This is a genomic window from Kitasatospora sp. NBC_01266, assembly GCF_036242395.1.
Taxonomy (GTDB): domain Bacteria; phylum Actinomycetota; class Actinomycetes; order Streptomycetales; family Streptomycetaceae; genus Kitasatospora.
In genome coordinates this window covers 3,934,861-3,960,835 of record NZ_CP108458.1, presented here as the reverse complement: position 1 = coordinate 3,960,835, position 25,975 = coordinate 3,934,861, and the positions used below count along the sequence as shown (strand labels likewise).

Sequence of the window (25,975 nt, the reverse complement as noted above, 5' to 3'; positions counted from 1 at the left end):
GGTCATGGGGTCGGCTGCGGGGGCGGCCGACGACTGGTTCACCGCCGAGAGCCTGGCGGGCTTTCCGCTGGAGGCGGTGCGGCCGTACCTGGCCGGCTGTCCGCTGGGGCGGCTGCAGACCGCGTGGGTGCTGGCCCGTACCGGTCATGAAGCGTCGTGGATCTCCGGGCACTTGGACCTGCCGGAGGCGGCGTCGGAGCTGCTGGTGGCGGCGGCCCGGCAGCAGGGCTGACCTCTCGGGGCGCTCTGCGCTCCCGGATCGCGGCCCGGATCCCGGCGATCATCCCGGTCGGTGTCTCCTGTTCCTGGCCGCCTGCCCGGCTGTCGCCTGCCCGGCTGTCGCCTGCCCGGCTGTCGCCTGCCCGGCCCTCGCCCGGTGCCGGTTCCTCCTCCCAGCAGCTGCGGCAGAGCCCGTCCCGCAGCGCGGTCGGGCGGGCCGGGCGGTGGCAGCCCTGGCACTCCGTCAGCCGCTCGGACGGCGGCTGCGGCTCGGTGTCCCGCGCCGGCGGCAGCCGGTCGATCAGCCGCTTGCGCGCGAACGCACCGGGGCACTGCACGGTCGCGGGCAAGCCGTTGGTCATCGCGAAGCGGAACTGCTCGACGGTCACTCCGCGCGCGAACCACTCGGCGGCGAGCGCCTCCAACTCCGCGCACTCGGCGGCCGAGAGCATCATCCGCCGGTCGGCGGCGGCCAGCGAGGCCAGCGCCCGGTAGGAGAAGGAGCGCGCCGGGGGCGCGGGCGCGGGGTCCGTGCGCCCACTGCTTTCGCGGTCGTTGAGGAACTTCTCCCACCAGGTGGCGCTGCGCGGCGTGCGCGAGAAGTACGTCCGGGAGACCCACTGGGTCAGGCCGTCGCCCACCGTCTCGCGCACCCGGCGCAGGTGGCCTTTGCGGATGAGCGCACGGAGCACGGTGCTCACGGCCTGCTGCCCGTAGCGGGCGAGCGCGCGGGCGAGGGACTTGATGTCGACGGCCGCGCCTTCGGGCAGGCCGTCGATGTGGCGGGCGATTTCGGCCTCGCGGTCGGGCAGGTGAGCGAAGTCGTCCGGCCCGCTCGGGTATTGCGACGGCGCGGACCGCTTGCCGTAGCCGGGGGCGGCGATAGCATGGTGAGTAGCCACTGGATCGATCGGCTCGATTCGTGTCGGTCAGACCCCCGTTCGGTGTTGGTGCACCGGCGGGGGTTGCTTCTTTGCGCGAACCGTACACCGCGATCGCTGGCAGTTGCCAACTGATGACAATAAGTCATACTCATCGGCTTGCAAGAGCATTGGGTGGGTGGGCGGGATATGTACCACCCACCGTTCCGCAGTGAGAGCGCTCGGGTCTCGAAGCCCGAAGCTCGGGGTGCCGCGACGCCTACCGCCGCTGCCTCGCGGGGTCTCCTGAGGCCTCCCGCGACCCCCTGAAGGCAGCTCAGAACAGCACTGTGACCGTACTGTTACGAGCTGCGGAAAATACCCTTACCATTTTCCCAGTGTAGGAACGTACGGTCGATGCCATGGTGTCGAAGTCCCCTTCCCGCGCTTCCCGTCCACTGGTGCTGCTCTCCTCAGGCGTCCGCCTGATCGGTGCGAGCGGCGTGGCCGGTGTCCTGCTGGCCGGCATGGCTCTTCCGTTCGTAGGCGGAGTTGGCCTGGGCGCGAAGGCCTCGGTCGACAACTTCAACAGTCTGCCGAGCGACTTCAAGACGCCGCCGCTCTCCCAGGCCTCCACGATCTACGACGCGAACAACGGCGTGATCGCCACCGTCTACGACCGCGACCGCACCGTGGTGCCGAGTGACCAGATATCCCCGCTGGTGAAGTCGGCGCTGGTCGACATCGAGGACAACCGCTTCTACCAGCACGGCGCCATCGACCCCAAGGGCCTGGCGCGGGCGCTGGACAGCAACGCGAGCGGTGGCGGCACCCAGGGCGCCTCCACGCTGACCCAGCAGTACGTCAAGAACGTCTTCGTCGACGAGGCCGGTGACGACGCGGCAGCCGTGCAGCAGGCACAGCGCCAGACCATCGGCCGCAAGATCCAGGAGATGAAGTACGCGATCAGCGTCGAGCAGACGCTGACCAAGGACCAGATCCTGACCAACTACCTCAACATCACCTTCTTCGGTGAGAACGCCTACGGGATCGAGGCGGCGTCCCAGCGGTACTTCAGCACCGACGCGAAGGACCTGACGCTCCCGGAAGCAGCCCTGCTGGCCGGCATCGAGCAGTCGCCCACCAACTACGACCCGATCGTGCACAAGGCCAACGCCAAGGAACGACGCGACACGGTGCTGAAGAAGATGGCCCAGTACGGGACCATCACCCAGGCCGCGGCCGACCAGGCGATCAACACCCCGATCCAGCTCACGGTCACCCCGCCGCAGCAGGGCTGCATCACGGCCAAGGCGGGCGAGGGCTTCTTCTGCGACTACGTGAAGCAGATCATGCTCTCGGACCCGGCGTTCGGCGCCAGCACCGCCGACCGGCAGGCGCTGTGGAACCGGGGCGGGCTGCAGATCCACACCACCCTGGACCCGAAGGCGCAGAACGCGGTCAACCAGTCGATGGCGGACAACGCGAACGCCTCCGACAAGCCGGCGGCCGTGATGAGCGTGGTGCAGCCGGGCACCGGCAAGATCCTGGCGATGGGGCAGAGCCACCCCTACGGTCTGGGCACCAACCAGACCACGATGAACCTCAACGTCAGCCATGCGATGGGCGGCGGCCAGGGCTTCCCGACCGGCTCGACCTTCAAGCCGATCGTGGCCGCCGCCGCGATGGAGAACGGCATGGGCGATGACACGAACCTCACCGTGCCGTACAGCATGCCCTGGCCCGAGATGAAGGACTGCCAGGGCGGCCGCTTCAAGTCGAGCGGCGAGGTCCACAACGACTCCACCGCGGAGGCCGGGGACATCGGCATGCCGCTGGCACTGTCCGCGTCGATCAACACCTACTTCGCCACGCTGGAGGGCCAGGTCGGGCTCTGCACGGTCGATCAGATGGCCAACAAGCTCGGCATCACCCAGCAGGCCGGCGGCCAGAAGCTCCAGGTGGTCCCCGCGATGACGCTGGGCGTCAACTCCCTGACGCCGCTGCAGATGGCGGGCGTGTACGCGACCTTCGCCTCGCACGGCGTCTTCTGCGACCCGATCGCGATCAGCTCGGTGACCGGCCCGGACGGCAAGAGCGTGGCCGTCCCGTCGGCCAACTGCTCCCAGGTCATGTCGGCGAACACCGCCGACACGATGACCGCGATGCTCAAGGGCGTGGTGCAGGACGGCGGCACCGCCAGCGGCCAGGGTCTGGCCGGTCGTGACTCCGCCGGTAAGACCGGCACCACCGACAAGGCCCTGCAGGCCTGGTTCATCGGCTACACCCCGGACGTGGTGGGCGCCACCGTGGTCAGTGACACCGGCACCCAGCAGCCGCTGGAGGGGCAGGTCCTCGGCGGCAGCCCGATCGAGCAGGCCTTCGGTGGCCAGGTCGCGGGCCCGGTCTGGCACGAGGCGATGCAGGCCATCGTGGCCGGCACCCCGGTCAACAGCTTCCCCCCCATCTCGCTGCCCAGCGCACCCGCGCTGAACCCCCCCACCAGCCCGACCGACGGCTCCAGCCCGAGCGGCGGGGCCAGCCCCGGCCAGTGATACCGCCGCCCTGACGCGTTGAGCCCCCGGCCTCGGCCGGGGGCTCAACGCGTTCGCCCACTCGCGAAACCAGTTGCCGGAACACGGGGTTCGGCCCACACTGTCGCGGTGATCTCGGACGCCGACGCCGCCGCGCTGTACGACCTGCTGAACCCCTGGGACCCGGGCCACCGCCCCGAGGACCGCTTCTACAACGAGCTGGTGATGGCGGCGGATTCGGTCCTGGACGTCGGCTGCGGCACCGGCGCGATGCTGATCCGGGCCCGCGAACAGGGCCACCACGGCCGCCTGGTCGGCCTGGACCCGGACCGCGCCGCGCTGGCCCGGGCCCAGCGGCGGACCGACATCGACTGGATCGAGGGTACGGCTGCCCAGGCGGACCGGGTTGACCGGGCCGGCGCCGGCTTCGAGCTCGCGACGATGACCGGCCACGCCTTCCAGTGCCTGCTCACCGACGACGAGCTGCGCTCCTCCCTGGCCGCGATCCACGCATCCCTGCGCCCGGGCGGCCGCTTCGCCTTCGAGACCCGGCACCCGAGGGCGCGGGCCTGGGAAGGCTGGAACCCGTCCAACGTGCTCGACTTCGAGGCCTTCGGGCGTCCGTTGCGCCTGTGGCACGAGGTCGACTCCGTCACCGCCGACGTGGTCACCTTCGACGGGACGATGGCCACACCGGACGGCACCGTGCTCCAGGCCGACCGGACCAGCCTGCGCTTCCTCGACGTGGCGCCGCTCAACGCGTTCCTCGCCGCTGCGGGCTTCGAGATCGAGGCGCAGTACGGCTACTGGGGCGGCGAGCCGGTCACCGGGGCCGGGGCCCGGGAGATCATCACGATCGCCCGGCGCGTGCGGTAGCGGTGAGCGACGTCCTGGCCGCTCCGGCGCCGGGTCAGCGGGTTGGTAGGTTTGCGCTCCGAGCACGTTGACGATCTCAACACCGGGGGATCCCATGCCTGTCGATGCCCGACTCACCGAGGTGCCGGACCTCGCGCCCGGCCCCGGCTACGCGCACGCCGTGGTCACCTCCGGCCGACTCGCCTTCGTCTCGGGGCAGGTGGCGATCGACGGCGACGGCGAGCTGGTCGGTGCGGGCGATGTGGCGGCGCAGGCCAGGCAGGCGATGCGCAATCTGCGGGCGGTCCTGCGGGAGTTGGGCGCCGACTGGGACAACGTCGTGCGGTTCGGCTGGTACCTGCTGGACGTCGGTGAGGTGCAGGCGATCCGCGATGCGCGCGACGAGTTCATCCGGCCGGTGCTGGGCGAGCAGGCCAACCCGGCCAGCACGCTGGTCGAGGTCTCCTCGCTGTTCCGCCCCGGGTTCCTGGTCGAGGTCGACGCGGTCGTCGCACTGCCGTAGCGCCGGGTGCGGACCGCCGGTCGTTCCACCGCGCTCCCCCGGGCGGGGGAGTGTCGCGGGTGCCGTGGGTGAGAGGTTCTGGCGGGGCCGAGGGGTGCCTGGCAGACTGCGGCCGGTGCCGATCGTTCGCGAGATCTCCCGCCAGACCCTGCTACGCCGGGGCATCGCCTTCGCCTGCGCCACCCTCGGCTGGCAGGTCGCCGGGATCGCCGTCCTCGCGGTGGCGGCGCTCGCCGCGCGATCGGTGGCGCTGGCCGGGCTCGGCCTGGACTCGCTGCTCGAGGCGGGGGCCTCGGCGGTCGTGCTCGGGGAGCTGACCGGAACCGGCAAGGCGCACCGGCAACTGGCGCTGCGGCTGGTCGGCGGCGGCTTCGCGCTGCTGGCCGGCTATCTCGCGATCCAGTCGACGCTGGTGCTGGTCGACGGCTTCCACGCGCGCCACTCGCCGCTGGGCATCGGCTGGACCGCCGCCACCGCCGCCGTGTTGTCCGCCCTCGCGGCGGGCCAGGCCCGCACGGGGGCCGCGCTCGACAACCAGGTGCTGCGCACCGAGGCGCGGGTGGCCCTGGTCTACGGGGCGCTCGCCGTCGCCGTGCTGCTCGGGCTGCTGCTCGGCAGCGTGCTGGGCTGGTGGTGGGCCGACCCGCTGGTGGGATACCTGCTGGCGGCGTACGCGGCGCGCGAGGCGCTGGGGATCTTCCGGGCGAAGCGCTGACGCAGCGTCGGGCCGAACGGACGCCGTTGGGTCCGCTCCCCGGAACGGGCCCAACGGCGCGGGCCAGGACGGCCCGTCAGGCAGGCCCGGGGGTCAGCCCGTCAGGTTGGCGGAGCAGTTCGCCTCGCCCACCTCGGCGGGGTCGAGCGCGTGCCGGACCTCGTGCAGCACCACCAGGTCGACGGCCATCAGCACGTGGTCGGGGTGGTTGAGCGGGCAGAGCTGCTGGACCGTCACGTTCTCCACGTTCGGACCGCTGAGGAACTGCGAGGTGTAGGGGGTGACCACCTCGTCGTCCTCGGTGGCGATCACGGTGTAGTCGACGCCCGGCATGGTGTCGCCGCCCGCGTTGAGCTGCTGGAGCATGGCCGAGCCGACCTCCTGGTCCGCGCAGGCGGGGCAGGCGGAGCTGACCACGGCCTGGGCGCCGGGGAAGGACTGGGCCAGCGTGGTGAGGCCGTCCAGGGTGGTGCCGTGGTTGCTCGGCGCGAGGCCGACCAGGGTGTGCACCTTGGCCGCGCCACCGTCGAACTTCAGGTAGTAGCGCGGCATCATGCCGCCCTGGCTGTGGCCGACGATGTCGACCTGGCCGCTGCCGGTCGCCGCCAGCACGCCGTCCACGAAGGTGGCCAACTGCTGGGCGGAGTCGGCCACCGGGGCGATCGCCGCGAGCACCGGCACGTTCGGCATCGTGCCGTAGGTGAGGGCGTAGACGCAGTAGCCGTCGGAGGCCAGTGCGGGGGCGATGGTCAGCCAGTTGACCGAGCCGTTGGCGAAGGTGCCGTGGACCAGCACGACCGGGCGCGGGTGGGCCGCGCTCGGGTGGCAGGACCAGTTGTTGGCCCCGGGCACGCCGGGGGCGGCCAGCGCCTGGGCGGCGGCGATCGGGTCGGTGGCGCCACGGGTGGCGGCCTGGGCGGGGGCGGCGGCGCCGGCCAGCGCGGCACCGAGCAGGCCGCAGCCGAGGGCCAGCGAGGTGAGGCGGCGGCCGAAGCCGGTTCTGGGCAGGCCGGTTCTGGGCAGGGTGGAGCGCAGAGGTGTTCCGGACATGGCTGTCCTCCGGGTGGGGTAGGAGGTACGCGAACGGCGCGTGGGGGTGCGCCGAGGGAACTGGCCAGTAAGTTACTTCCGCGTTAAGCGCCTGGCCAGACACCGCGCACGAAATGACACCCTGAGGGGGGAATCGTGCCGAAAATCAGTGCACGGCGATCAGCGCACGGCGGTAGCCCGCCGAGCCGCCCGTGCGGCCCACCGGCCGTCCTCCCGGGTGATCCTGATCGGGTGGTCGAAGCAGGCGCTGACCAGCTCGGTGGTGATGGTCTCGGCGGCCGGCCCGCGCCCCACGCACTCGCCCTCGCGCAGCAGCAGGGCGTGCGTGGTGCTGCTGGGCAGCTCCTCCAGGTGGTGCGTGACCAGCACGCTGGCCAGCTGCGGGTGCTGTTCGCGCAACTCGTCCAGGCTGCTGAGCAGTTGCTCGCGGGCGGTCAGATCGAGCCCGGTGGCGGGCTCGTCGAGCAGCAGCAGGCGCGGCTGGGGCATCAGGGCGCGGGCGATCAGGGTCCGGCCGCGCTCGCCCTGCGAGAGGGTGGTCCAGGGGGCCTCGATCCGGCGGCTCATGCCGAGGGTGGCGATCAACTCCTCGGCGTGCCGCACCTGTTCGGTGCTGGGCTGGCGCCGCAGCTCGGGCTCGATGCTGTTGGTCAGGCCGGTCAGCACCACCTCGCGCACGGTCAGTGGCGAGCGCAGCGGATGGCGGGGGTTCACATGGCCCAGGTGCGCGCGCAGTTCCCGGATGTCCACCCGGCCCAACTGCCGGCCGAGCACCCGCACCACACCCCGGGTGGGGTGCGAGACGGCGCCGAGCAGGCCGAGCAGGGTGCTCTTGCCGGCCCCGTTGGCCCCGAGTACGGCCCAGTGTTCGCCGGGTTCGATGGTCAGCGAGATGGCGCGCAGCAGATGGCGGCCGTCGCGCACCACGTCGACGTCCTCGGCGTGCAGCAGCGGGCCGTGCGGTGCGGGGTCGGTGGCGGCGGTCATCGGGGGCGCGCTCCTCGGCGGTCGTGACGAACGAGGGCAACCGGGCGGCGCGAACCCACGTCCGTACTCACCGGGTGTCCGCACCGGGCGCCCGCGTCGGGACTCGCACGCTAGCAGTCGCCCTCGGCGGTCCGTGGACCGTTCCAGTCGCTGGACTCCCGGTTGCCGGGCAACCGCCGATACCCTCGGCGGTGACCCCGCTGGGGGAGCGTCGCAGTGATGCCGGATCATGGCGCGGGTGCCGGGCGCGCGGGTGCCCGGCCGATGGAGTGTGAGGAGCGGGACCAGTGATCGGACGAGCACTGAACGGCCGTTATGAGCTGGTCGGGATCCTCGGCATGGGCGGCATGGCCACCGTCTACCACGGCATGGACCGGGTGCTCGGCCGGCCGGTGGCGGTCAAGGTGCTCAACAACGCGCTGGCCGACGACCCGAGGTTCGCCGAGCGGTTCAGCCGCGAGGCCCAGCACGCCGCGATGCTGGTGCACCCGCGGATCGCCATGGTCTTCGACTCCGGGATGGACGGCGGCTCTCCGTACATCGTGATGGAGCTGATCCGGGGCCGGTCGCTGAGTTCGGTGCTGGCCGAGCAGGGCCCGCTGCCGGTCGAGCGGGCGGTCGGGATCGCGGCGGCGATGTGCGAGGCGCTGGAGGTCGCGCACGCGGCCGGCCTGGTGCACCGGGACATCAAGCCCGCCAATGTGATGATCACCGACGACGGCGGGGTCAAGGTCGTCGACTTCGGCATCGCCCGCGCCTCGTCGGGCGGGCAGCAGCTGACCCAGACCGCCACCGTGCTCGGCACCGCCGCCTACCTGTCGCCCGAGCAGGCCACCGCGGGCGAGGTGGACGGGCGCACCGACCTCTACGCGCTGGGCTGTGTGCTCACCGAGATGCTCACCGGGGAGCCGCCGTTCACCGCCGACACGCCGGTGGCGACCGCGTTCATGCAGGTCACCGAGGAGGCGCCGCTGGTCAGCCTGCGCCGCCCCGACGTGCCGCCCACGGTCGACCGGGTGGTGGCGCGGATGCTGGCCAAGCGTCCGGCGGACCGGCCGGCCAACGCGGGCGCCGCGCGGGCCGAGCTGCTCGCGGCGGTGACCGTGGCGGGAGCGGTGGACCGCACGGCGGAGCTGCTGGCCACGCCCGCACCGGGGACCGGCGGCGACCGCACCACGATGCTGCCCCCGATGACGGGCCCGATACCCGAGCCGCCGCCGTTCCGCGGCGGGGCCGCGCCCACCTCGGTGATGGCCGCGCAGGCCGCCTACCCGGGCAACGGTTTCGACGGCCGCCCGGACGACCGCCACGACCAGGGCGAGGGCGACGACCTCGCCGCTCCCGCCCGGCGCCCGCGCCGCACCGTGGCGTGGGTGCTCGGCGTCGCCGTCCTCGCGGTGGTGGGCGTGGTCGGCGTGCTGGCCTTCGCCGACTCCTCCTCGACGGGGAGCAGCAAGCCGCCCGCCGCCGGCTCGGCGGTCGGCAGCACGGCCGGGGTCCCCGCGGCGGGCAGCACGCCCGGCCAGTCGTTCACGCCGGGCAGGCCGACCCCGGCCCCGGTGGGGGGTGCGGCGACCCCGGTGGCCGCGATCGGCGAGCTGCGCACCGAGATGGCCGCCGCCCCGATGCCGAAGGAGCGGCAGGCTCCGCTGCTGCACACGCTGGATGTCGCCGCGGCGGCGGCCAACGCCGGCCACCCGCAGGACGCGGTGCAGGCCCTGAAGGCGGCGCAGAAGCAGGTCCGCGACCTGGCCAAGAAGCACACGGTGGACGCGCAGACCACCGAGGGCTGGCAGCGTCAGCTCACTTCGATCATCGGCTCGCTGAACGGCCAGGACGGCGGCGCCGGCAGTAACGCCAACGCCAACGCCAACAGCGGCGTGGACAACAGCAGCGTGGACAACGGCGGCAACGGCAACGGCGGCAACGGCAACGGCGGCAACGGCAACGGTGACAGCGGGAACAACAACGGTGACGACGCGGGGAACTGACGCAACGTCACGATGAAGCGGGCACGGTGAAGGCCCGCCGCGAGGCGTCCTCCTGGGCCAGCCGCCGCAGGGTGGCGAGCAGCGCGTCGCCCAGTACCGTGCCGAGCACCGCGCCCTCCAGCCGCCCGTCCGGGTCCGCGCGCCGGCCCACCAGCGCCAGCTCGGCCATCGCCAACTGCTCGGCGGCCGCCGCGTACTCGTCGAGCAGATCGAGCAGGTCGGGCCGACCGAGCTCGTGCAGGGTGCGGATCAGCTGCGCGAGCGAGGCGCAGGCCGGGCCGCCCGGCCGCACCTGCCAGCCGCGCCCGGCCACCCAGGCGGCCGCCGCGTCGAGTGCCGCCTGCCCGGCGGGGTCCGGTGCTCCGGGGGCCTGCCGGGCGGCGGTGTGCCGAGCGGCGTCCCCGGCCCGGCCGGTCGGCTCCGTGGTGGTGCCGCAGGCCGGGGTGACCGCCCGCCGCGCGATGCCCAGGGTGTCGGGCAGCGACACCTCGGGCCCGTCCAGTGTGCCGAGCACCTCGCGGGCGGCGGCTATCGAGAGCCCGCCGACCTCCAGCAGCGCGCGCACCAGTCTGAGCCGCCGGATGTGTCGCTGGTCGTACTGCGCCTGGTTCGGGCAAGTCAGCTCACCGGCCGGGACCAGCCCCTCGCGCAGGTAGAACTTGATGGTGGGTACCGGGACCCCGGTCTGCCGACTCAACTCCCCGACGCGCACAGGCCGATCTCCTCTCCCGCCCTGGACCAGCGGTAATGCCCGCAAGCCTAGGCGCCGGGCGGTCGCCGCAACCAGACCCTTGCGACCCTTGACTGTCCGTCGGCGGTGGCGGGACCCCACTGGGGGGCGTGCCCACGGCCTTCGCCCGGGTGGCGCGAACGGGGTGGCGGGACGGTCCGCGACGAAGTACGCACCGCGGGCCCGGGGGTGATCCGCGGGCCCGCAGCGCGTGCTTCGGCTACTGCCGGGCGCCGCAACCCGGGCAGAAGGCCGCGCCGTCCGGCACCGACTGCTGGCAGGAGCCGCAACTGCCGGGCGTGGCCAGCTTGAAGCCGCAGCCCGCGCAGAACGCCCCGCCGTGCGTCTCGGCGTTGCACTGCGGGCAGACCAACTGCCGCTCGGTGGCCACGTCGTAGCCCTGGCCGGCCTGCTGGCCCGCCGTGTAGGCGCGCTGGGCGACCTCCTCGTTCAGCCCGCGCCGGCGGGCCGCCTCGGCCTCGGCCGCCGTGTCGGGGGCGCAGCCCTGGCACAGGCCCTGGGCCGGGTTCCAGCACAGGTCGCAGACGTGCTGGGTGCACCGGGCGCAGCGGTGGAAGTGGCCCTGAGCGTTGACGATCGCCCGTTCGAAGGCCGCGTCCTTGGCATGGCCCCAACTCGCCCCCGCCAGGCCGTCGGCGGCGTTCGAGATGGTGTTGCCGCTGCCGCCCAGCATGTTCCAGGCGGCGCCGACGCCCTTGCTGATCCAGCCGGCCGCCCGCCCGGTGGTGAACGCCTCGTACGGCGATCGCCAGGTGTCCTGGCAGCGCTGGCAGTTGAACTCGAACTGGAAACCCGCGCCGGTCCCGTACTGTTCGCACAGATCCCGGTGGTTGTTGGTGAAGTAGATCTCGGTGGTCATCGGTGGTTCCCCCCAGGGTGATCCATATCGGAACGCCGTCCGTCGGCTTGACGACACCTCGTGTCGCCGGGCGGTTCTCGGCATGCGAAGAGTGGCATGTCAGCTGAGATGAAGGGAAGGCCTTTCAGCTGCCGTTCACTCGATGTCAGTCGCGACCGCACGGCTGGTCACCGTGCAGGTCACCTCCCTTGGACCGACCGGCAATATGCTGCGGCGCATGGTGAGTGAGCGGGTCGCCCGCGTGATAGCCGAGGCCGAGTGCCGGCGCGGCGGCCAGGTGGCCCGGCTGCGCCAGCTGGGCTGGCTGCTGCTGGCCGCCGTCGCCGTCATGGCCTGGACGAACTCGGTTCCGCCGGGTCTGACCGGGCGCCGACTGGTCGTCAGCCTGGCGCTGCTCGGCTTCGCCGTCCCGCTGGCGCCGGTCGGCCGGATCCACCCGGCGCGGACCGACCGGGCCCTGCTGCCGCTGCTCGGCCTGAGCGCGGTCAGCGCGCTGCTGCTCACCGTCGTGGAGCCCGGCGCCCTCAACGCGCTACCGGTCTCCGGCGTCGTGATGACCTGCTTCATCCGGCTCGACGAGCGCAACGCGCTGCTCCTCGGCGGGGGCACGACGCTCGGACTGGCCGTCATCCTGGGGCTGACGGTCGACCAACCGCTGGTGACGATCGGCTCCGCGGTGCTGCTCTGCGTGGTGCTGGCCGTCACCGCCCGGCTGCTGCGGCTCAGTCGGGAGAGCCACGAGCGCACCGAACTGCTGCTCGCCGAGCTGGCCGACGCGCGGGAGGCGGAGACCAGCGCGGCGGCCGAGGCCGAGCGGGCCCGGATCGCGCGCGAGCTGCACGACGTGCTGGCCCAGTCGCTCTCGGCGCTGGCCATCCAGCTGGCGGCGGCCCGCACGCTGGCCGAGCGCGAGCAGGTGGCCCCGCTGCTCCAGCAGATCATCGGCCGTTCGGTCGAGCTGACCAGGGAGGGCCTGGTCGAGGCCCGGCACGCCGTCGGCGCGCTGCGCGGTGACCGGCTGCCGGGGCTGACGGACCTCGCCGCGCTGGTCGAGCGCAGCGGCCGGGACCTGCGGGTCGAGATCGCCTTCGAGGTCCGGGGCACGGCTCGACCGGGCGAGCCGCAGGCCGAGTTCGCGCTCTACCGGGGGGTGCAGGAGGCGCTCACCAACGTGGCCCGCTACGCCGGCGGGGCGCCCGCCGAGGTGCTCCTGGACTACCGCGCCGACCAGGTCCGGCTCACCGTCGCGAACAGCGTCGGCACGGCGGCGGCCCGGGTGAGCGGTGGCGGCGGCAACGGCCTGCGGGGGATGCGCGAGCGGATCGAGCGGGTCGGCGGTGCCACGGAGGCCGGTCCGACGCCGACCGGCTGGCTGGTCACGATGGAGGTTCCGGTCTGACCGCCTCGTCGGCGCCCGGGGTGTCGTCCGGCTCGTCCAGGAACTCCAGCACCGCGAGCACCACCAGCAGCGCGACCGCCAGGCTCAGCACCACGCCCGCCGTCGGGTAGCCCCAGAGCAGCAGGACCAGCACCGCCAGCAGCACCGCGCTCCACTCCAGCCGGGCCTTGTGCCGGTGGGTGAACCGCCCGGTCGCACCGAGCCGCAGCCCCAGCCGCTCGCCTGTCTGCCGCACCGCGCCCAGCCCCGCCCGCCACAGGCTGCGGACCACCCGGGCCCGGCGCCCCGGCCCGGTCAGCCAGGCGGCGATCGCCACCAGCACCCCGAGCACGACCACGGTGCGGACCGTCTCGCGCAGGAAGCGGGCCAGCGCGTCGTAGATCGCGCCGGCCGCGTCCTGGTCGACCCCGGCGCTCAGCCCGTCCAGGTAGACGGCCCGGAAGACGTCCACCCCGATCCCGAGCGCCAGCGCGCCGGCCGCGACGCCCAGCGCCGCGCCGACCAGTGCCCGCCGCCGGTTCGCCGCCAGCAGCACCCCGGCCGCCGCCGCCAGCAGGGCCACCACCGGTACCCAGAACCCGGCCACCTGGAGCACCCGGAACCCGGTCCGCACGTCGCCGACGGTGTCGGAGCTGACCAGCACGAAGGAGGTGTGCACGGTGGGCAGGCTCGCGGCGATGCTCAGCCCGTTGTCCACCAGGCCGGTCTTGACCTGGTCGATCAGCGGCGCCAGATCGAGCGTCACGGTGTTCCCGGTGATCTGCACCGCGCCGCCGCCCTGCCCGGTCAGCGCCCGGTTCAGCGAGTCGTGCGCCGTGCGGTTGACCGCCAGCCAGACGGCGGCGAACGCGTCGCTCTCCACCACCTGGGCCACCTGGCCGTGGACGAACCCGGTCAGCCCGTCGTTCAGCGTGCCGCCGAGCTGGCCGAGCAGGCCGCCGAGCACCGACTGGTCGTTCGGGGAGAGTCCGTTCAGCAGCGAGCCGACCGGGATCTCCTGCATGATCGCGTCGGTCGCCCGGTTGGTGACGGCGGCCTGCACCGCCGGGTTGTGGGCGAGCGGGGCGACCGTGGCCAGGTAGCGGTCGGTGTCGGTGAGCTGTGATTTCACCCAGACGGAGAGGATGCCCAGCGGGGCGAGCACGGCGGCGAGCACGATCAGCACGGCGGCCAGGGCCGACCGCCACCTGCGCCGTGGGCGCTCCAGCGCACTGGCCATCCGCTGCCACCTCCGGTATCCGCTGTCAGAACAGCAGATACCAGGACATAGCGGACAGCCAGTCGATGAGGGCCGCCTGGCCGCCCCCGGCGCGCGGATCGCCGGTCGCTCGCTCGCGCGGTCGGCCCCGGGCATGGCGAAGCCCCTGACGCACGCTCCTCGGAGGGCGCGTCAGGGGCTGCGAAAGCCGATCAGGCGGTGGTGTTCGTCCGGGTGGTCTCGTCGGACTTGGTGACGTTGACCGGGGCCACCGCCGGGCGCTCCTGCTCGGTGGCGGTCGAGTTCGCCGTGCCGGTGTCGGCGGCCGGGGCGTCGTCCTCGCGCATGGCCTTGGTCTCGGCCTTCAGGATGCGCATGGACTTGCCGAGCCCGCGGGCCATCTCCGGGAGCTTCTTGGAGCCGAACAGGAGGATGACGATAGCCAGCACCACCAGGAGGTGCCAGGGCTCCAGACCGTTGCGGAACATCCTGACCACCGGTCCCTTCGGTTTTCTCGCGGTTGCTGGGCCGGACGGACCCGCCCGACATCGCCAGTATGCCTGGCCCGGCGCCGGAACGTATACACCGGTCGGGAAACGGTGGTCAAAGAGCCGGTGACGGTGGCACGTTCGGCGCATTGCGCGCCACTGTGGCCCAGGTCACCCGAGGCGGTCGGTCAACCGCGCCCAGCAGGCATTCATTCGTTCGAGGCGGCGCCGAGCAAGGCGGCGAGCGCGGCGACAGGTGCGGCGACAGGTGCGGCGCCGGGTGGCCGGGGGCAACGGCGGCGACCGGCTGACGCCCGGTCGGACCCGTCCGGCGTGCGGGTGGCGACCGCCTCGCCGATGGTGGGCGGTATGACGACCACTCAGAAGATCTTCGAAGGGTTCCAGCCCAACCGCAAGCTGATCGGCGCCGGGCTGCTGCTCGGCGGCGTCGGCGCGGTGGCCGGACTGCTGGGCACGGCCATGGTCGGTGTGGCGCTGGCCACCGCGGGCCGGGGCTGGGTCCGGCAGTTGGACACCGCGCCCACCGATCGGGCGGCCCGCGCCTTCCAGCAGGCCCGGGCCGCCTCCCAGGCGGGCCTGGACGCCTGGCGCGGCGCGAACTCCACCGACCAGTCGTCCTTCAGCTAATACTGCAACCGCATCTGGGGAGTGTGGCCTCGGCGTTTGTAGTGGGATCGGCGTGCTCGGGCTTGGCTGCGTCGTCGGAAGCGTGACCAGTGCAGATGGTGTTCGTTGGTCTGGTGGCGGGGTTTGACGAGGTGGCCCATCAGTCGGCGGATCTCCGGGACGCTCAGGGGTATGAGGTCTTGCTCGTCGTCTGCGGTGCCCCTTTGTGGCTTCCTGGGCGCGTAGGGCGGTCAGGTAGGCGAGTGCGGCCATGGACAGGGTGATGTGGCGGTACCAGGCGCGGTAGAGCCGGACCTGGTAGTGGTCCAGGCCGCACTCGTTCTTCGCGATCTGAAACGACTCCTCCACGGCCCACCTGGCCGCGGCCACCTTGACCAGGTCTTTCAGGCGGGTGTCGACGGGGCCGTAGCAGACGTAGTGGGCGATCTCGGTGGGGTCGCTCACCGACCTGCGGGCCAGGACCCAGTGCCCGAAGCCGTTCTCCCATACGGGGCGGATCGCGACGCGGGCCCAGTCGTATATCCGTTCGCCGTGTGCGCCCTGCCCGCCGGAAAGGCGTTTCCATGCCTGGCGGGGCAGGGCGGCGATCAGGGAGTCCACGCGGATATCGGCCCAACTGGTGGTGATGACGGTGTCGTTGACCTTGGTGGCCAGCACGTGGGCGACGCCTCGTTCCTCCAGCCAGGAGCGCAGGTGTTTCACCTGCCCGTACGCCTCGTCGGCGGTCACCCATGCGAACGGGACCCCGGCGTCGATCGCGCGCTGCAGCATCCACTTGAGGTGCTCGTTCTTGGTCGCGAACGGGATCTCGTCGTCGATGCCGGCAGCTCGGCAGCGCTCGCGGTCATCTGTCCAGGAGACGGGAAGGTAGAGTTCCCGGTCGATCAGCGCACGGCCCTTGGTCGAGGCGTAGGCCAGGAACGTTCCGATCTGGCTGTTCTCTGTCCGGCCGGCGGTGCCGGTGTACTGGCGTTGGACGCCGGCGGACTTGGTGCCCTTCTTCAGGAAGCCGGTGTCGTCTCCGATCAGGATGCCGTCCCTGGTGCCGATGGTCTCCACCACGTAGTCGCGCACGTCGTCGCGGACCGCGTCCTCGTCCCACTCGGAGTGGTTGAGCAGGCGCTGGACCGAGTCCGGGCGCAGCTGCCCGACCTGCTCGGACAGCGTCCAGCCGTTTTTCCGCTCCAGCGGGGCCAGTAGCCCCCTCAGGTAGTCCAGCGCCCGCTCGCGGGGCTCCGACCTGCCGAAATGGTGGGCGAACCGGGCATGGAACCCGGCTATGCCATCGGACCACGACTCGACCTGCTCAACCGTCAGCTCTTCAGCACACAGTCACTTCAACGAGCCAAAACCATGATCGTCACGCAAGTGCAGTTGCAGTACTAAGCCGCTCGGCCAGCTCCGCCCGGACCTCGGCGCGCAGCTCGCGCTTGAGGATCTTCCCGGTGGGGTTGCGCGGCAGCGGCTCGCTGCGGAACACCACGTGCGCCGGCACCTTGAAGGCCGCCAGTCGGCCCGCGACGTGCCGGCGCAGCTCTTCGGCGTCCGCGCTCGCACCGGGGCGCAGCCGCACCACGGCGGCCACCTCCTCACCGAGGGCGGGGTGCGGCACGCCGAGCACCGCCGCGTCCGCGACGGCCGGGTGGTCGTGCAGCACCCCCTCGACCTCGACGCAGTAGACGTTCTCGCCGCCCCGGATCACCAGGTCCTTGAGCCGGTCCACCACGTAGACCTCGCCCTCCCGCAGGCAGGCCAGGTCGCCGGTGCGGAACCAGCCGCCGGCCTGCGGCGGTCCGCTGAACGCGGCGGCCGTGGCCTCGGGGTTGCGCCAGTAGCCGCGGAAGACCGCCTGCCCGCGCAGCCACAGCTCGCCGACCTCGCCCTCGGGCAGGCGCCCGCCGGCCGGGTCGGCGATCCGCACCTCCAGCGCGGGGGAGGGGCGGCCGATGCTCTCGGGGTGCTCCAGGTAGCGCGCGCCGACGTTGCCGATCACGCCGCCGCAGACCTCGGTCAGGCCGTAGCCGTTGCGGGCCTCCACCCGGCCGTCGAACTGGCGGTGGATCCGGCGGACCAGTTCGGGCGGCGCGGCGGCGCCGCCGGTGCCGATCGTGGTCAGGCCGGTCAGCGGCAGTCCGCGCCGCTCGGCGGCGTCCAGCAGGCCCAGCGCGGTGGTCGGCACCCCGCTGTAGAGGGTGATCCGGTGGCGCTCGATCAGCTCCAGCGCCTGCTCCGCGTCCCACTTGTGCAGCAGGACGGCGCTCCCGCCGTTCGCCATCAGCGGGAAGAGCGTGGTGAAGGCGGCCACGTGGAAGAACGGGAAGGTCAGCAGCACGGTCTGCGGCGGGAGCGCCGCGAGGTCCCGGCCGGCCGCCAGCGCTGCGGTGGCGCTGAAGAACCGCGGGTTCAGGGCGGCGGCGCACCACGCGGCCTGGGTGGCGACCACGCCCTTGGGGCGTCCGGTGGTGCCGGAGGTGTACATGATGGTGGCGTCGTCCTCGGGGGAGATCGCCACCTCGGGGGCCGACAGGCCGTCAGCGGGGGGCGGCAGCCGTTCGAACCGCTCGGTCCGCGGCGTGTCCGGGCCGGGCGGCGTCGTGATGCCCACGGTCAGCAGCCAGGGGCGCCTCCCCTGCTCGCCCCGGGCCGCCAGCCACGGCTCGATCCGCTCGGTGCGCTCCGGGTCGGCCACCACCAGCTCGGGCGTGCAGTCGTCCAGCGCGTAGGCCAGCTCCTCGCCCGACCACCAGCCGTTCAGCGGCACCGCGATCAGCCCGGCCAGCTGGGTGGCCCAGAAGGCGACCTGCCACTCGGGCAGGTTGCGCATGGCGATCGCCACCCGGTCGCCGGGGCGCAGCCCGTACTCGGTCAGGCAGCGGTGGGCCAGTGCGGCGGCGGTGGCGTAGTGCCCGGCGTAGCTGTAGCCGCGGCCGTCCAGCAGCAGGAACGGCCGCTCGCCGTGCGCACGGGTGGCCTCCAGGACCTCGCGCAGCACGGCGGGGGCGTTGGCGTAGCGCCGTCCGCGCGGGGTGTCGACGGTGGCGAAGGGCGTGCCGGGGGCCGAGAGCGCGGCCTGCACCCTGGTCACCACGGCGAGTGAGTTGCTGGACGGGACAGGGCTGGTCAAGGCGGCCTCCACGGTCCGGCGCGAACGCGGCAGCCGGGGGCGGGCCGCCAGGTCCTGGCGCGGCCCGCCCCCGGCGTGGTGGTTACAGACCCAGCGACTTGGCGATGATCGTCTTCATGACCTCGCTGGTGCCGCCGTAGATCCGGAACACCCGGTTGTCGGTGTACAGGCGGGCGATCGGGTACTCCAGGATGTAGCCGTAACCGCCGTGCAGCTGGAGGCACTTGTCGATCACGACCGAGGCCGCCTCGGTGCAGAACAGCTTGCCCTCGGCGGCGTCGGCCACCGTCAGCTCGCCGTTCTGGTAGAGCTCCAGCGACTGGTCGACCATCGTCTGCATCGCGGTGACCTGCGACTTGCAGTCGGCCAGCACGAACTTGGTGTTCTGGAACTCGGCCACCGCCTGGCCGAAGACCTTGCGGTCCTTGACGTACTGCAGCGCGAAGTTGACCGCCGCGGCGGCGGCCGCGTAGGCGCCGACCGCGATCGCCAGGCGCTCCTGGACCAGGTTGTGGGTCAGGTAGCTGAACGCCTTGCCCTCCTCGCCGAGCAGGTCGGCGACCGGGACCTTGACGTCGACGAAGGACAGCTCGGCGGTGTCCGAGGTGCGCAGGCCGATCTTGTGCAGCTTGCGGCCGACCGAGTAGCCCTCGGACGTGGTGTCCACGCAGAGGATGGACAGGCCCGCCCGGCGGTTGGCCGGGTCGTACGCGCTGGTCCGGGCGACCACCAGGACCAGGTCGGCCAGCGCGCCACCGGTGATGAAGGTCTTGGCGCCGTTGAGGACGTAGTGGGTGCCGTCCGCGGAGAGCTTGGCGGTGGTGGTGATGCCCGCGAGGTCGGAGCCGGCGCCCGGCTCGGTCATCGCGATCGCGGTCATGATCTCGCCGGAGACGAAGCCGGGCAGCCAGCGCTCCTTCTGCTCCTGGTTGGCGTACTCCAGGATGTAGGGCAGCACCAGGCCGGTGTGCACGCCCGAGGAGCCGAAGCTGACGCCCGCGCGGGCCACCTCCTCGGTGATCACCGCCTGGTACTTGAAGCCGGTCTCGCCCGCGCCGCCGAACTCCTCCGGCACCTCGATGCCGAAGATGCCCAGCTCGCCGAGCTTGTTGTAGAAGGAGCGCGGCGGGTGGCCCTCGGTCTCCCAGCTCTCGTAGACCGGGACGACCTCCTTGGTGATGAAGTCCCGGATGGTGGCCCGGAACGCCTCGTGGTCCTCGTTGTACACAGTGCGGCGCACGATGGCGCTCCCTTCGCGCGGGTGGGGCAGGACGCTGATCGATCGCCAAGTTAATCGCCAGTAGCTTTCCTGTCCAGAGTCCGCGCGCAGTCGACTGCGGTGATCAGCCGTGCTGCGGCAGTAGACCTGTGCGCCCTTTATGTGAATGATTGCTAGCCGGGCGGCGGGCAGTGGCAGGAGGCGGCGGATGGCACGGGACGGCGGCCCGGACGGGCCCGCGCGCCGGCCGCGCGGGCGGCGGACGCAGATCCTCGCGGTTGCCGCCGAGCAGTTCCACCGGCGCGGCTACCACCAGGTGGCGATGGCCGAGGTGGCGGCGGCGGTCGGGATCACCGCGCCCGCGCTCTACCGGCACTACCGGGGCAAGCCCGAGTTGCTGCGCCAGGCGGTGCGCGGTGGTCTCGGCGAGTTGGCGGCGGCGGTGGACCGGGTGGCGGCGGCTGGTGGGACGGCGGCCGGGGCGGACCAGGTGGCCGCGGTGCGCGAACTGGCCCAGGCGCTCGCGGTGGTCGCCCTGGACCAGCGCCTGCTCGCCACTCTCTGGCAGCGCGACGCCCGGCTGCTGCCGCCGGCCGACCGGGCCGAGCTGCGCCGGGTGCTGCGCGCCAGCGTCCGTGCGGCGGGTTGGGTACTGGCCGGCGCCAGGCCGGAACTGTCTTCGGCTCAAGCGGAGTTGTTGGCCTGGTCGGCGCTCTCGGTGGCCGGCAGTCTGTCGTACCACACCTTCGCGCCGCCCCGGCGGCGGTTCGAGCGGCTGATGGCCGAGCTGCTGCTCGGGGTGTTCGCCGCCCCGTTGTCTGACGGATCGTCAATGATCCTTGAGGGCAGCGGAGTAGCGTGCGAACCGAGACCGTCGAGTCGTCGCGAGGAACTGCTGGCGGCGGCCGTCCGGCTGTTCGACGAGCGCGGTTTCGACAATGTCAGCACCGACCGGCTGGGGGCGGCGGTGGGCATCGCCGGGCCCAGCCTGTACAAGCACTTCCCGACCAAGACCGACCTGCTGGCCGCCGCCCTGGTCCGCTGCCGTGAGCGGCTGCGGCACGAGGTGGCCCCGGTGCTGGCGGCGGCGGGGGAGCCGGCGGACCTGCTGGACCAGGGGCTGCGCGCCTATGTGGCCTTCGCCTGCCGGCACCGCCACTACCTGGGCGCCATGGTGAGCGAGACCGAGCGGCTGGCCGAGCCGGACCGCAAGGCGGCGCTGGACTTCCGCCGGGACTTCCTGCGGCTCTGGGTGGAGTTGCTGCGCCGGGTCCGCCCGGACGACGAGAAGGCCGAGGCCCGGATCCGGGTGCACGCGATGTTCGCCCTGGTCAACGACGGGGTGCGGAACCGGTCCCGGGATCTCGGGGCGGAACTCGCGCCGCAGCTGGAGCAGTTGGCGCATGCGGTCCTGGGCACCGGTCGGCGTCCGGAACCGGACGCCGCAGGGGACGGGTCCGGCGCCGGACCCGTCCCCTGCTCAGCGGTTCACCACTCGGGCGCCGGTCAGCCGCCCAGCGGCAGGTAGTGCACGGCGTGCAGGTAGTTGAGGTTGCCCTGCTCGGCGGCCACGTTGCCGTCGTTGCCGGCCACGCCGGTGGTGTTGTTCTGGTTGCTGCCGCCGGAGCCGGTGGCGGTCTGCTGGGAGGCGTTGCCGTTGCCGGTCACGCTGCCGACCACGTTGCCGGAGCCCCAGTTGCTGACCACGCTGCTGTTGGAGCCGTTGCTGGCGCCGGCGCCGTTGTCGGCCTGGGCGCTGCCGATGCCGAGGAGGAGGAAGGCGCCGAGCGCGGTGACGGCGGTGAGGGCACGGGTACGGGACACGATGGTCTCCCTAGGAGTACTGGTACTGCTGCGAGTTGGCGCCTCCGGGGTGGCCGCCCCAATGCGCCGGTTGTCTGACGTCGCACCATCAGCATCACGCGGTACTCCGGCCGGCGGCCAGTGATCCGGCGGTGATTCGCTCAATAGGGTCATAACCGCCGGATATCGACCGGAGAAGGTTTGGACCGACCGGCAGTTGGGGGGCGGCGTGGACACCCGGGAATCCGCTGGTCGCACGATTGTCGGACTGGCAGACTGACGGACCATGTCTGAAGGTCAGGAGAACCTGCGCACCACCGAGGTCGACCTGGGCGGCCTGGTGAGCGTCCTTGCCACCCATCTCTACTCCACACCCCTGGTCGCGCTGCGCGAACTGGTGCAGAACGCCCACGACTCGCACACCCGCCGCCGGCTGGAGGACCCGGCGGGCGCCGCCGCCCACGAGCCGCGGATCACGGTGCGCGCCGACGCCGCCCGCAGGACCCTGGCGATCGAGGACACCGGTGCCGGCCTGACCGAACCCGAGATCCACGCCTACCTGGCCACCGTCGGCACCGGCTACACCCGGCTGCTGCGCGAGGTCACCGGCAACGAGGAGCTGATCGGCGCCTTCGGCCTCGGCTTCCTCTCCGCCTTCTCGGTGGCCGAGGAGGTCACCGTCACCACCACCTCGCACCGCGAGCCGGCCCTCGGCCACCGCTACCGCAGCCGGGGCGGCGAGCAGTACAGCGTCGAGCCGGCGCCCGCCCGCCCGCGGCCGGGCACCGTGGTGGAACTGACCCTCAAGCCCGAGCACGCGCACCTGGCCGACGAGGCGGCGCTGCGCGAGGTGCTCGGCCGCTACTGCGTGCTGCTGGCCGTCCCGGTGTACGTCGGCGACGACCAGCGGCCGGTCAACGACATCGCGGTGCCCTGGCGGGAACCGGTCCCGCAGGCCCGCCTGTACGCAGCGCGGATGGAGTTCGCCACCGCCTTCGGGCGGCGCTTCGAACCGCTGGCGGCCTTCCCGTTCGAGCCGGTCGACGGCGGGACGGACGCCGTCGGCCTGCTCTGGGTGCAGGACGGCGGCACCTACGGCAGCAGCGACAACCGCGACCTCGCGGTCTACCTGCGCGGCATGCTGCTCGCCGACGACGCCCGCGACCTGCTGCCCAGCTGGGCCGGATTCATCGGCGGCGTGGTCGAGTCCAACCGCCTGACCCCCACCGCCAGCCGCGAGGACCTGCAGCGCGACGAGCACTACCGGCACCTGCAGCAGGCGCTGGCCGACGCGATCGTCAACGGCCTCTACGAGACCGCCCGGCTGCACCCGGCCGCCTGGCGCCGGATCCTGGCCCGGCACGGCCAGGACCTGCTGGGCGCCGCGCTCTGCGACGAGCGGCTCTTCACCCTGCTCGCCGACGACGTCCCGGTGCCCACCTCGCAGGGCGACCTGACGGCCGGCGCGCTGCGGGCGGCCGGCGGGGGCGCGGTGCACGTCGCGCTCGGCTCCGGCGGCGGCTTCGAGGAGATGCTCTACCGGGCCATGCGGGTGCCGATCGCGCGCGGTGACCGGTACGCCGTGCTGCCGTTCCTGCGCCGCTACGCGCAGCTGCGCGACTGCCGGATCGTCGAGCTGGGCAGCGAGGACGGCAACCGCGAGCTGTTCCGCGACCCCGAACAGCCGCTGCCCGCCGAGGAGCTGGGCTGGCTGACCGCGGCGCTGGCGGACGAGGGCGAGCAGCTGGTGCCGGCCCGGTTCGAGCCGCCCGGCCTGCCGCTGGTGCTGGTTCCCGACCGGGAGGCCGAGCTGAAGGCGCGGATCGAGGACGACCAGGCGGACGCCCGGATCCCGTCGGCCGCGCTGCGGCTGGCCCGCGCGTTCACCGCCAGGACCGACGGCGGGACCAGGGCCCGGCTCTACCTGAACACCGCCTCACCCGCCGTCCAGGACCTGCTGCGGGCCTACCGGGCCGGGCACACCGGCAGCGCGACGGCGGCCGGGCTGCTCCGCTCGCTCAAGGTGATCATGGCGGCGGCCGGTGCCACCGGCTCGGCCGGCGGCGACCTGGGGGCAGCGCTGGCCGGGGTCGGCACCGCCGTCGCCGCGCTGACCGCGCCGGCCACAGACGAGCTGTCAGCGGGACTCGACAGAATCCTCGGTGACGATCCGCGCGGTGCCGATCCGCACGGTAGCGATCCACGCGGTGACGATCCGCGCGGTGACGATTCGCGCGGTGACGATTCGCCGCGTGAGCAGGGGGAGGGCGTCCGATGACCACGGACATCTGGAGCTGGGTCCACGACACCCACGGCCGGCTGGTCGAGTCCGGCCAGCACCGGCTGGCCACGGCGCTGGCGGAGATCGCCGGGCACGCCGTCGACGGGCGCAACGAGCAGCTCGACGCGATGTTCCCGGAGGCGCTCGCCTCGGCCCGCGCGCTCGGCCTGCCCTGGGTCGAGGTGTTCCTGCGGCACTGGCGGCTGCAGAACCTGCTGAACAAGCGCCACCAGGGCGAGCGGGCGATGACCGAGGCCGTCTCGCTGCTGGAGTACGCGCACCGCGAGGAGACCGCCGGCTGCCCGCAGGCGGTCTGCGCGGTGCAGGACTTCACCATCTGCCACGCCAACATCGACGGCCCCGGCTACGTCCCCGAGCGGCTCGCCGTGCTGGAGGAGGCGCTGGAGCGGGTCGAGCCGGCCCGCGCCTGCTTCGACTGCCTGTCCCGTGAGTACGCCGACACCCTGGAGGACGACGGCCGGGCCGAGGCCGCCCTGGCCCACCTGGACCGGGCGCAGCTGCGGATCCAGGCGGCCGGGGCGAGCGTCTCGCTCTCCTTCGGGCAAGCCCGGGCCGCCGCGCTGTACAAGCTCGGCCGGCCCGAGGAGGCGCTGGCCGCGCTGGCCGCCGCCGAGCAGGCCTACACCGCCGCCCGGCACACCCTGGACGAGGACGACCAGCGCAAGCTCGGCGTGCTCCGGGCCCGCGCGCTGGCCGCGCTCGGGCGCCACGACGAGGCGCTGGCGCAGCTGCCGCCGCTCGAGGAGGCCGAGGGCTTCGCCGACATCCGGCACCGCTGGACCGAGGCGGTCGAGCGCCTGGTGGCTGTGGACCGGTTCCCGAACGACGCCCGGCTCGGTGTCCGGCTGGCCCACTGGGTCTCCTACCTGGACGCGGCCGGATCGCACCGCCCCTGCCTGGACCTGGCGCTGATGGCCGGCCGGCTGGCGGTGCGGCGCGGGGCCCGCGCGGTGGCGCTGGCGCTGGTGGCGACGGGGGAGCGCAAGCTGCCGCTGCTGCGCCGCACCGAGGGCGCGGCCGCCGCGCTCGCCGAGCTGCGGGCGGCGGCCGAGGCGCTGCCGGTGCCGTCGCTGCCGGTCGCGCCGCTGGAGCTGCCGCGTTGGCTCGGCGAACGGGACGAGGCGGCGGCGGCAGCGCCGGGCCCGGATGCGGCTCCGGAGCCGGATCCGGAGGGAGACCTGGACCTGCTGGCGGCCGGCTGGGCGGCGCTCGAGCGTGCGCAGGCGTCGGCCGATGAGGTGTCAGGCGCCACCGGCCTGCTGCTCAGCCTGGCCGGCCTGCTCGCCTCGCTGGGCCATGAGCAGGGCTCCGCCGAACTCCTGCGGGCCCGCCTGGAGCAGGACCCGGGCCACCAGGACCTGATCGGCATGCTGGCCTCGGTGCTGATCGAGGCCCGCGATGGCGAGGGCCTGCGCCGGCTGGCCGAGCGGGTGGCCATCGCGAGCCCGGCCGACGCGCACTGGATCCGGGCCCGCTGGGCGGTGGCCGAGGGCCGCTGGGCCGAGGCGGTGGAGAGCTGCCAGGCGCTGCTGGCACTGGAGCCGGACCGGATCAACCCGCGCCGGCTGGCCGCCGCCGCGGCCACCGAACTGGGCGAGCACGCCACCGCCCAGCGGCTCTACCAGGAGCTGCTGGCGCACGCCCTGCCGGTCGAGGGCACCGCCCCCGAGCAGCTGTACCGCACCGTCCAGCCCGCCGACCTCTGGCACCTGATCACCGCGGCCACCGCCAACCGCGACTGGGCGGTGGTCCGGGAGACCGGCGCACGGCTGGGCATCGAGTTCGACGAGTCCGACGGTCCGGTGGACGAGGAGTGGCAGGTCGTCACCGTCAGGGCCCGGCGCAGCAACGGGGCGGCCACCGACCTGCCCGCGCTGCGGACCGGCCCGGCCACCGCGCGGATCCTGCCGGTGCTCGGCGAGGACGTCCCGCTCAACCACCACGACCTGGTGGTCTTCGCCCCCGCCCTGCTGGAGCCGGCTCCGGCCCAGGACGCGGACGAGGCGGAGCAGGCCCGCTGGCGGCCGACCTTCGAGCTGCTCACGCTGCTCGACCCGGCCGGGTACACCACCTACTTCGTGGACGGTGCCTGGCCGGGTCCGCAGGCCTGGGCCGAGCTGCGCGAGGCGTTGCGCGAGGCCGGCCACGGGATCTGGGCCTACAGCGGCGACCAGTACCTGATCACCCACCCGGCCGACGAGCAGGCCGAGCTGCCGGGGATCTACGCGGCCCTCGGAGTGCCGCCGACCGCGAGCGCCGCGCAGGCCGACGCCCTGCTCACCGAGCTGACCGCCGGCTGGCCGCACCCGCTCAGCTGGCTCGACCTGGCCAAGGCCGCCGGTGCCGATGAGGCGCACCACGAGGAGGTCATCAAGCGCTACGGACTCTGAGGTCCGGGCGCTGCCAGAGCCGACACCGCGCCCGCGAACCGTCGTGCTCGCGGCGGCGCG

Annotated in this window: 19 protein-coding genes and 1 pseudogene; 9 read left to right on the top strand and 11 right to left on the bottom strand. The window is 73.1% G+C overall.

Annotation, left to right across the window (positions count from 1 at the left end; genetic code table 11):
• Positions 1–38 precede the first annotated feature (38 nt).
• Complete coding sequence (locus OG403_RS17130) at positions 39–1,121, bottom strand: MarR family transcriptional regulator (protein ID WP_329565290.1); 1,083 nt, start codon at positions 1,119–1,121, stop codon at positions 39–41.
• Between the two features lie 380 nt (positions 1,122–1,501).
• Between OG403_RS17130 and OG403_RS17125 the strand changes: the two genes are divergently transcribed.
• From OG403_RS17125 to OG403_RS17110, 4 genes are all read left to right on the top strand, one after another.
• Positions 1,502–3,634 (top strand): transglycosylase domain-containing protein, encoded by a 2,133-nt coding sequence (locus OG403_RS17125; RefSeq protein WP_329565288.1) that lies wholly within the window; start codon positions 1,502–1,504, stop codon positions 3,632–3,634.
• Positions 3,635–3,742: 108 nt separating this feature from the next.
• Positions 3,743–4,489 carry a class I SAM-dependent methyltransferase gene (locus OG403_RS17120; protein ID WP_329565286.1) on the top strand — a complete coding sequence of 249 codons (747 nt, stop codon included), beginning with the start codon at positions 3,743–3,745 and terminating at the stop codon, positions 4,487–4,489.
• 94 nt (positions 4,490–4,583) lie between these two features.
• The gene (locus OG403_RS17115) at positions 4,584–4,991 is read left to right on the top strand and encodes a RidA family protein (RefSeq protein WP_329565284.1); all 408 of its coding nucleotides are present in this window, start codon (positions 4,584–4,586) and stop codon (positions 4,989–4,991) included.
• Between the two features lie 115 nt (positions 4,992–5,106).
• Positions 5,107–5,706 carry a cation transporter gene (locus tag OG403_RS17110; protein WP_329565282.1) on the top strand — a complete coding sequence of 200 codons (600 nt, stop codon included), beginning with the start codon at positions 5,107–5,109 and terminating at the stop codon, positions 5,704–5,706.
• Between the two features lie 93 nt (positions 5,707–5,799).
• Here the strand turns inward: OG403_RS17110 and OG403_RS17105 are convergent, their stop codons facing one another.
• Together OG403_RS17105 and OG403_RS17100 are read right to left on the bottom strand one after the other, a co-directional pair.
• Positions 5,800–6,756: an esterase/lipase family protein gene (locus tag OG403_RS17105; protein WP_329565280.1), complete on the bottom strand. Its 957-nt coding sequence runs from the start codon at positions 6,754–6,756 to the stop codon at positions 5,800–5,802.
• A gap of 159 nt (positions 6,757–6,915) precedes the next feature.
• Positions 6,916–7,743, bottom strand: coding sequence for an ABC transporter ATP-binding protein (locus tag OG403_RS17100; protein WP_329565278.1), 828 nt, complete (start codon positions 7,741–7,743; stop codon positions 6,916–6,918).
• 287 nt (positions 7,744–8,030) lie between these two features.
• On the opposite strand from OG403_RS17100, the gene OG403_RS17095 reads away from it, so the two are divergent.
• A complete protein-coding gene (locus OG403_RS17095; protein WP_329565276.1) occupies positions 8,031–9,734 on the top strand; it encodes a protein kinase domain-containing protein in 1,704 nt (567 codons plus the stop codon).
• Positions 9,735–9,741: 7 nt separating this feature from the next.
• Here OG403_RS17095 and OG403_RS17090 read toward each other — a convergent pair whose 3' ends face one another.
• Together OG403_RS17090 and OG403_RS17085 are read right to left on the bottom strand one after the other, a co-directional pair.
• On the bottom strand, positions 9,742–10,446 hold the full coding sequence (locus OG403_RS17090) for a MerR family transcriptional regulator (RefSeq protein ID WP_329565274.1): 705 nt from the start codon (positions 10,444–10,446) through the stop codon (positions 9,742–9,744).
• Positions 10,447–10,684: 238 nt separating this feature from the next.
• Positions 10,685–11,344 (bottom strand): double zinc ribbon domain-containing protein, encoded by a 660-nt coding sequence (locus OG403_RS17085; RefSeq protein WP_329565272.1) that lies wholly within the window; start codon positions 11,342–11,344, stop codon positions 10,685–10,687.
• A gap of 217 nt (positions 11,345–11,561) precedes the next feature.
• Between OG403_RS17085 and OG403_RS17080 the strand changes: the two genes are divergently transcribed.
• Positions 11,562–12,743: a sensor histidine kinase gene (locus OG403_RS17080; protein ID WP_329565270.1), complete on the top strand. Its 1,182-nt coding sequence runs from the start codon at positions 11,562–11,564 to the stop codon at positions 12,741–12,743.
• Here the strand turns inward: OG403_RS17080 and OG403_RS17075 are convergent.
• The 5 genes and pseudogenes from OG403_RS17075 to OG403_RS17055 all read right to left on the bottom strand — a co-directional run bounded on the left by OG403_RS17075 (position 12,721) and on the right by OG403_RS17055 (position 19,441).
• Positions 12,721–13,962 carry a hypothetical protein gene (locus tag OG403_RS17075; RefSeq protein ID WP_329565268.1) on the bottom strand — a complete coding sequence of 414 codons (1,242 nt, stop codon included), beginning with the start codon at positions 13,960–13,962 and terminating at the stop codon, positions 12,721–12,723. The genes OG403_RS17080 and OG403_RS17075 overlap by 23 nt on opposite strands.
• 191 nt (positions 13,963–14,153) lie before the next feature.
• Complete coding sequence (gene tatA, locus OG403_RS17070; protein WP_329565267.1) at positions 14,154–14,429, bottom strand: Sec-independent protein translocase subunit TatA; 276 nt, start codon at positions 14,427–14,429, stop codon at positions 14,154–14,156.
• Positions 14,430–15,275: 846 nt separating this feature from the next.
• Positions 15,276–16,394: pseudogene (locus tag OG403_RS17065) on the bottom strand (IS701 family transposase); the annotation flags it as partial.
• 43 nt (positions 16,395–16,437) lie between these two features.
• Positions 16,438–18,201 (bottom strand): class I adenylate-forming enzyme family protein, encoded by a 1,764-nt coding sequence (locus OG403_RS17060; protein WP_329565266.1) that lies wholly within the window; start codon positions 18,199–18,201, stop codon positions 16,438–16,440.
• A gap of 82 nt (positions 18,202–18,283) precedes the next feature.
• Positions 18,284–19,441: an acyl-CoA dehydrogenase family protein gene (locus OG403_RS17055; protein ID WP_329565265.1), complete on the bottom strand. Its 1,158-nt coding sequence runs from the start codon at positions 19,439–19,441 to the stop codon at positions 18,284–18,286.
• 187 nt (positions 19,442–19,628) lie between these two features.
• Here OG403_RS17055 and OG403_RS17050 point away from each other — a divergent pair, with 187 nt between their 5' ends.
• Positions 19,629–20,948 carry a TetR/AcrR family transcriptional regulator gene (locus tag OG403_RS17050; RefSeq protein ID WP_329565264.1) on the top strand — a complete coding sequence of 440 codons (1,320 nt, stop codon included), beginning with the start codon at positions 19,629–19,631 and terminating at the stop codon, positions 20,946–20,948.
• Here OG403_RS17050 and OG403_RS17045 read toward each other — a convergent pair.
• On the bottom strand, positions 20,927–21,244 hold the full coding sequence (locus OG403_RS17045; RefSeq protein WP_329565262.1) for a hypothetical protein: 318 nt from the start codon (positions 21,242–21,244) through the stop codon (positions 20,927–20,929). The two genes, OG403_RS17050 and OG403_RS17045, sit on opposite strands and share 22 nt — an antisense overlap.
• A 265-nt stretch (positions 21,245–21,509) precedes the next feature.
• Here OG403_RS17045 and OG403_RS17040 point away from each other — a divergent pair, with 265 nt between their 5' ends.
• Positions 21,510–23,501 (top strand): ATP-binding protein, encoded by a 1,992-nt coding sequence (locus OG403_RS17040; RefSeq protein WP_329565260.1) that lies wholly within the window; start codon positions 21,510–21,512, stop codon positions 23,499–23,501.
• Positions 23,498–25,915, top strand: a complete 2,418-nt coding sequence (locus OG403_RS17035) for a hypothetical protein (RefSeq protein WP_329565258.1) — start codon at positions 23,498–23,500, stop codon at positions 25,913–25,915. Before OG403_RS17040 ends, OG403_RS17035 begins: the two co-directional genes overlap by 4 nt.
• The last annotated feature ends 60 nt before the right edge of the window (positions 25,916–25,975 follow it).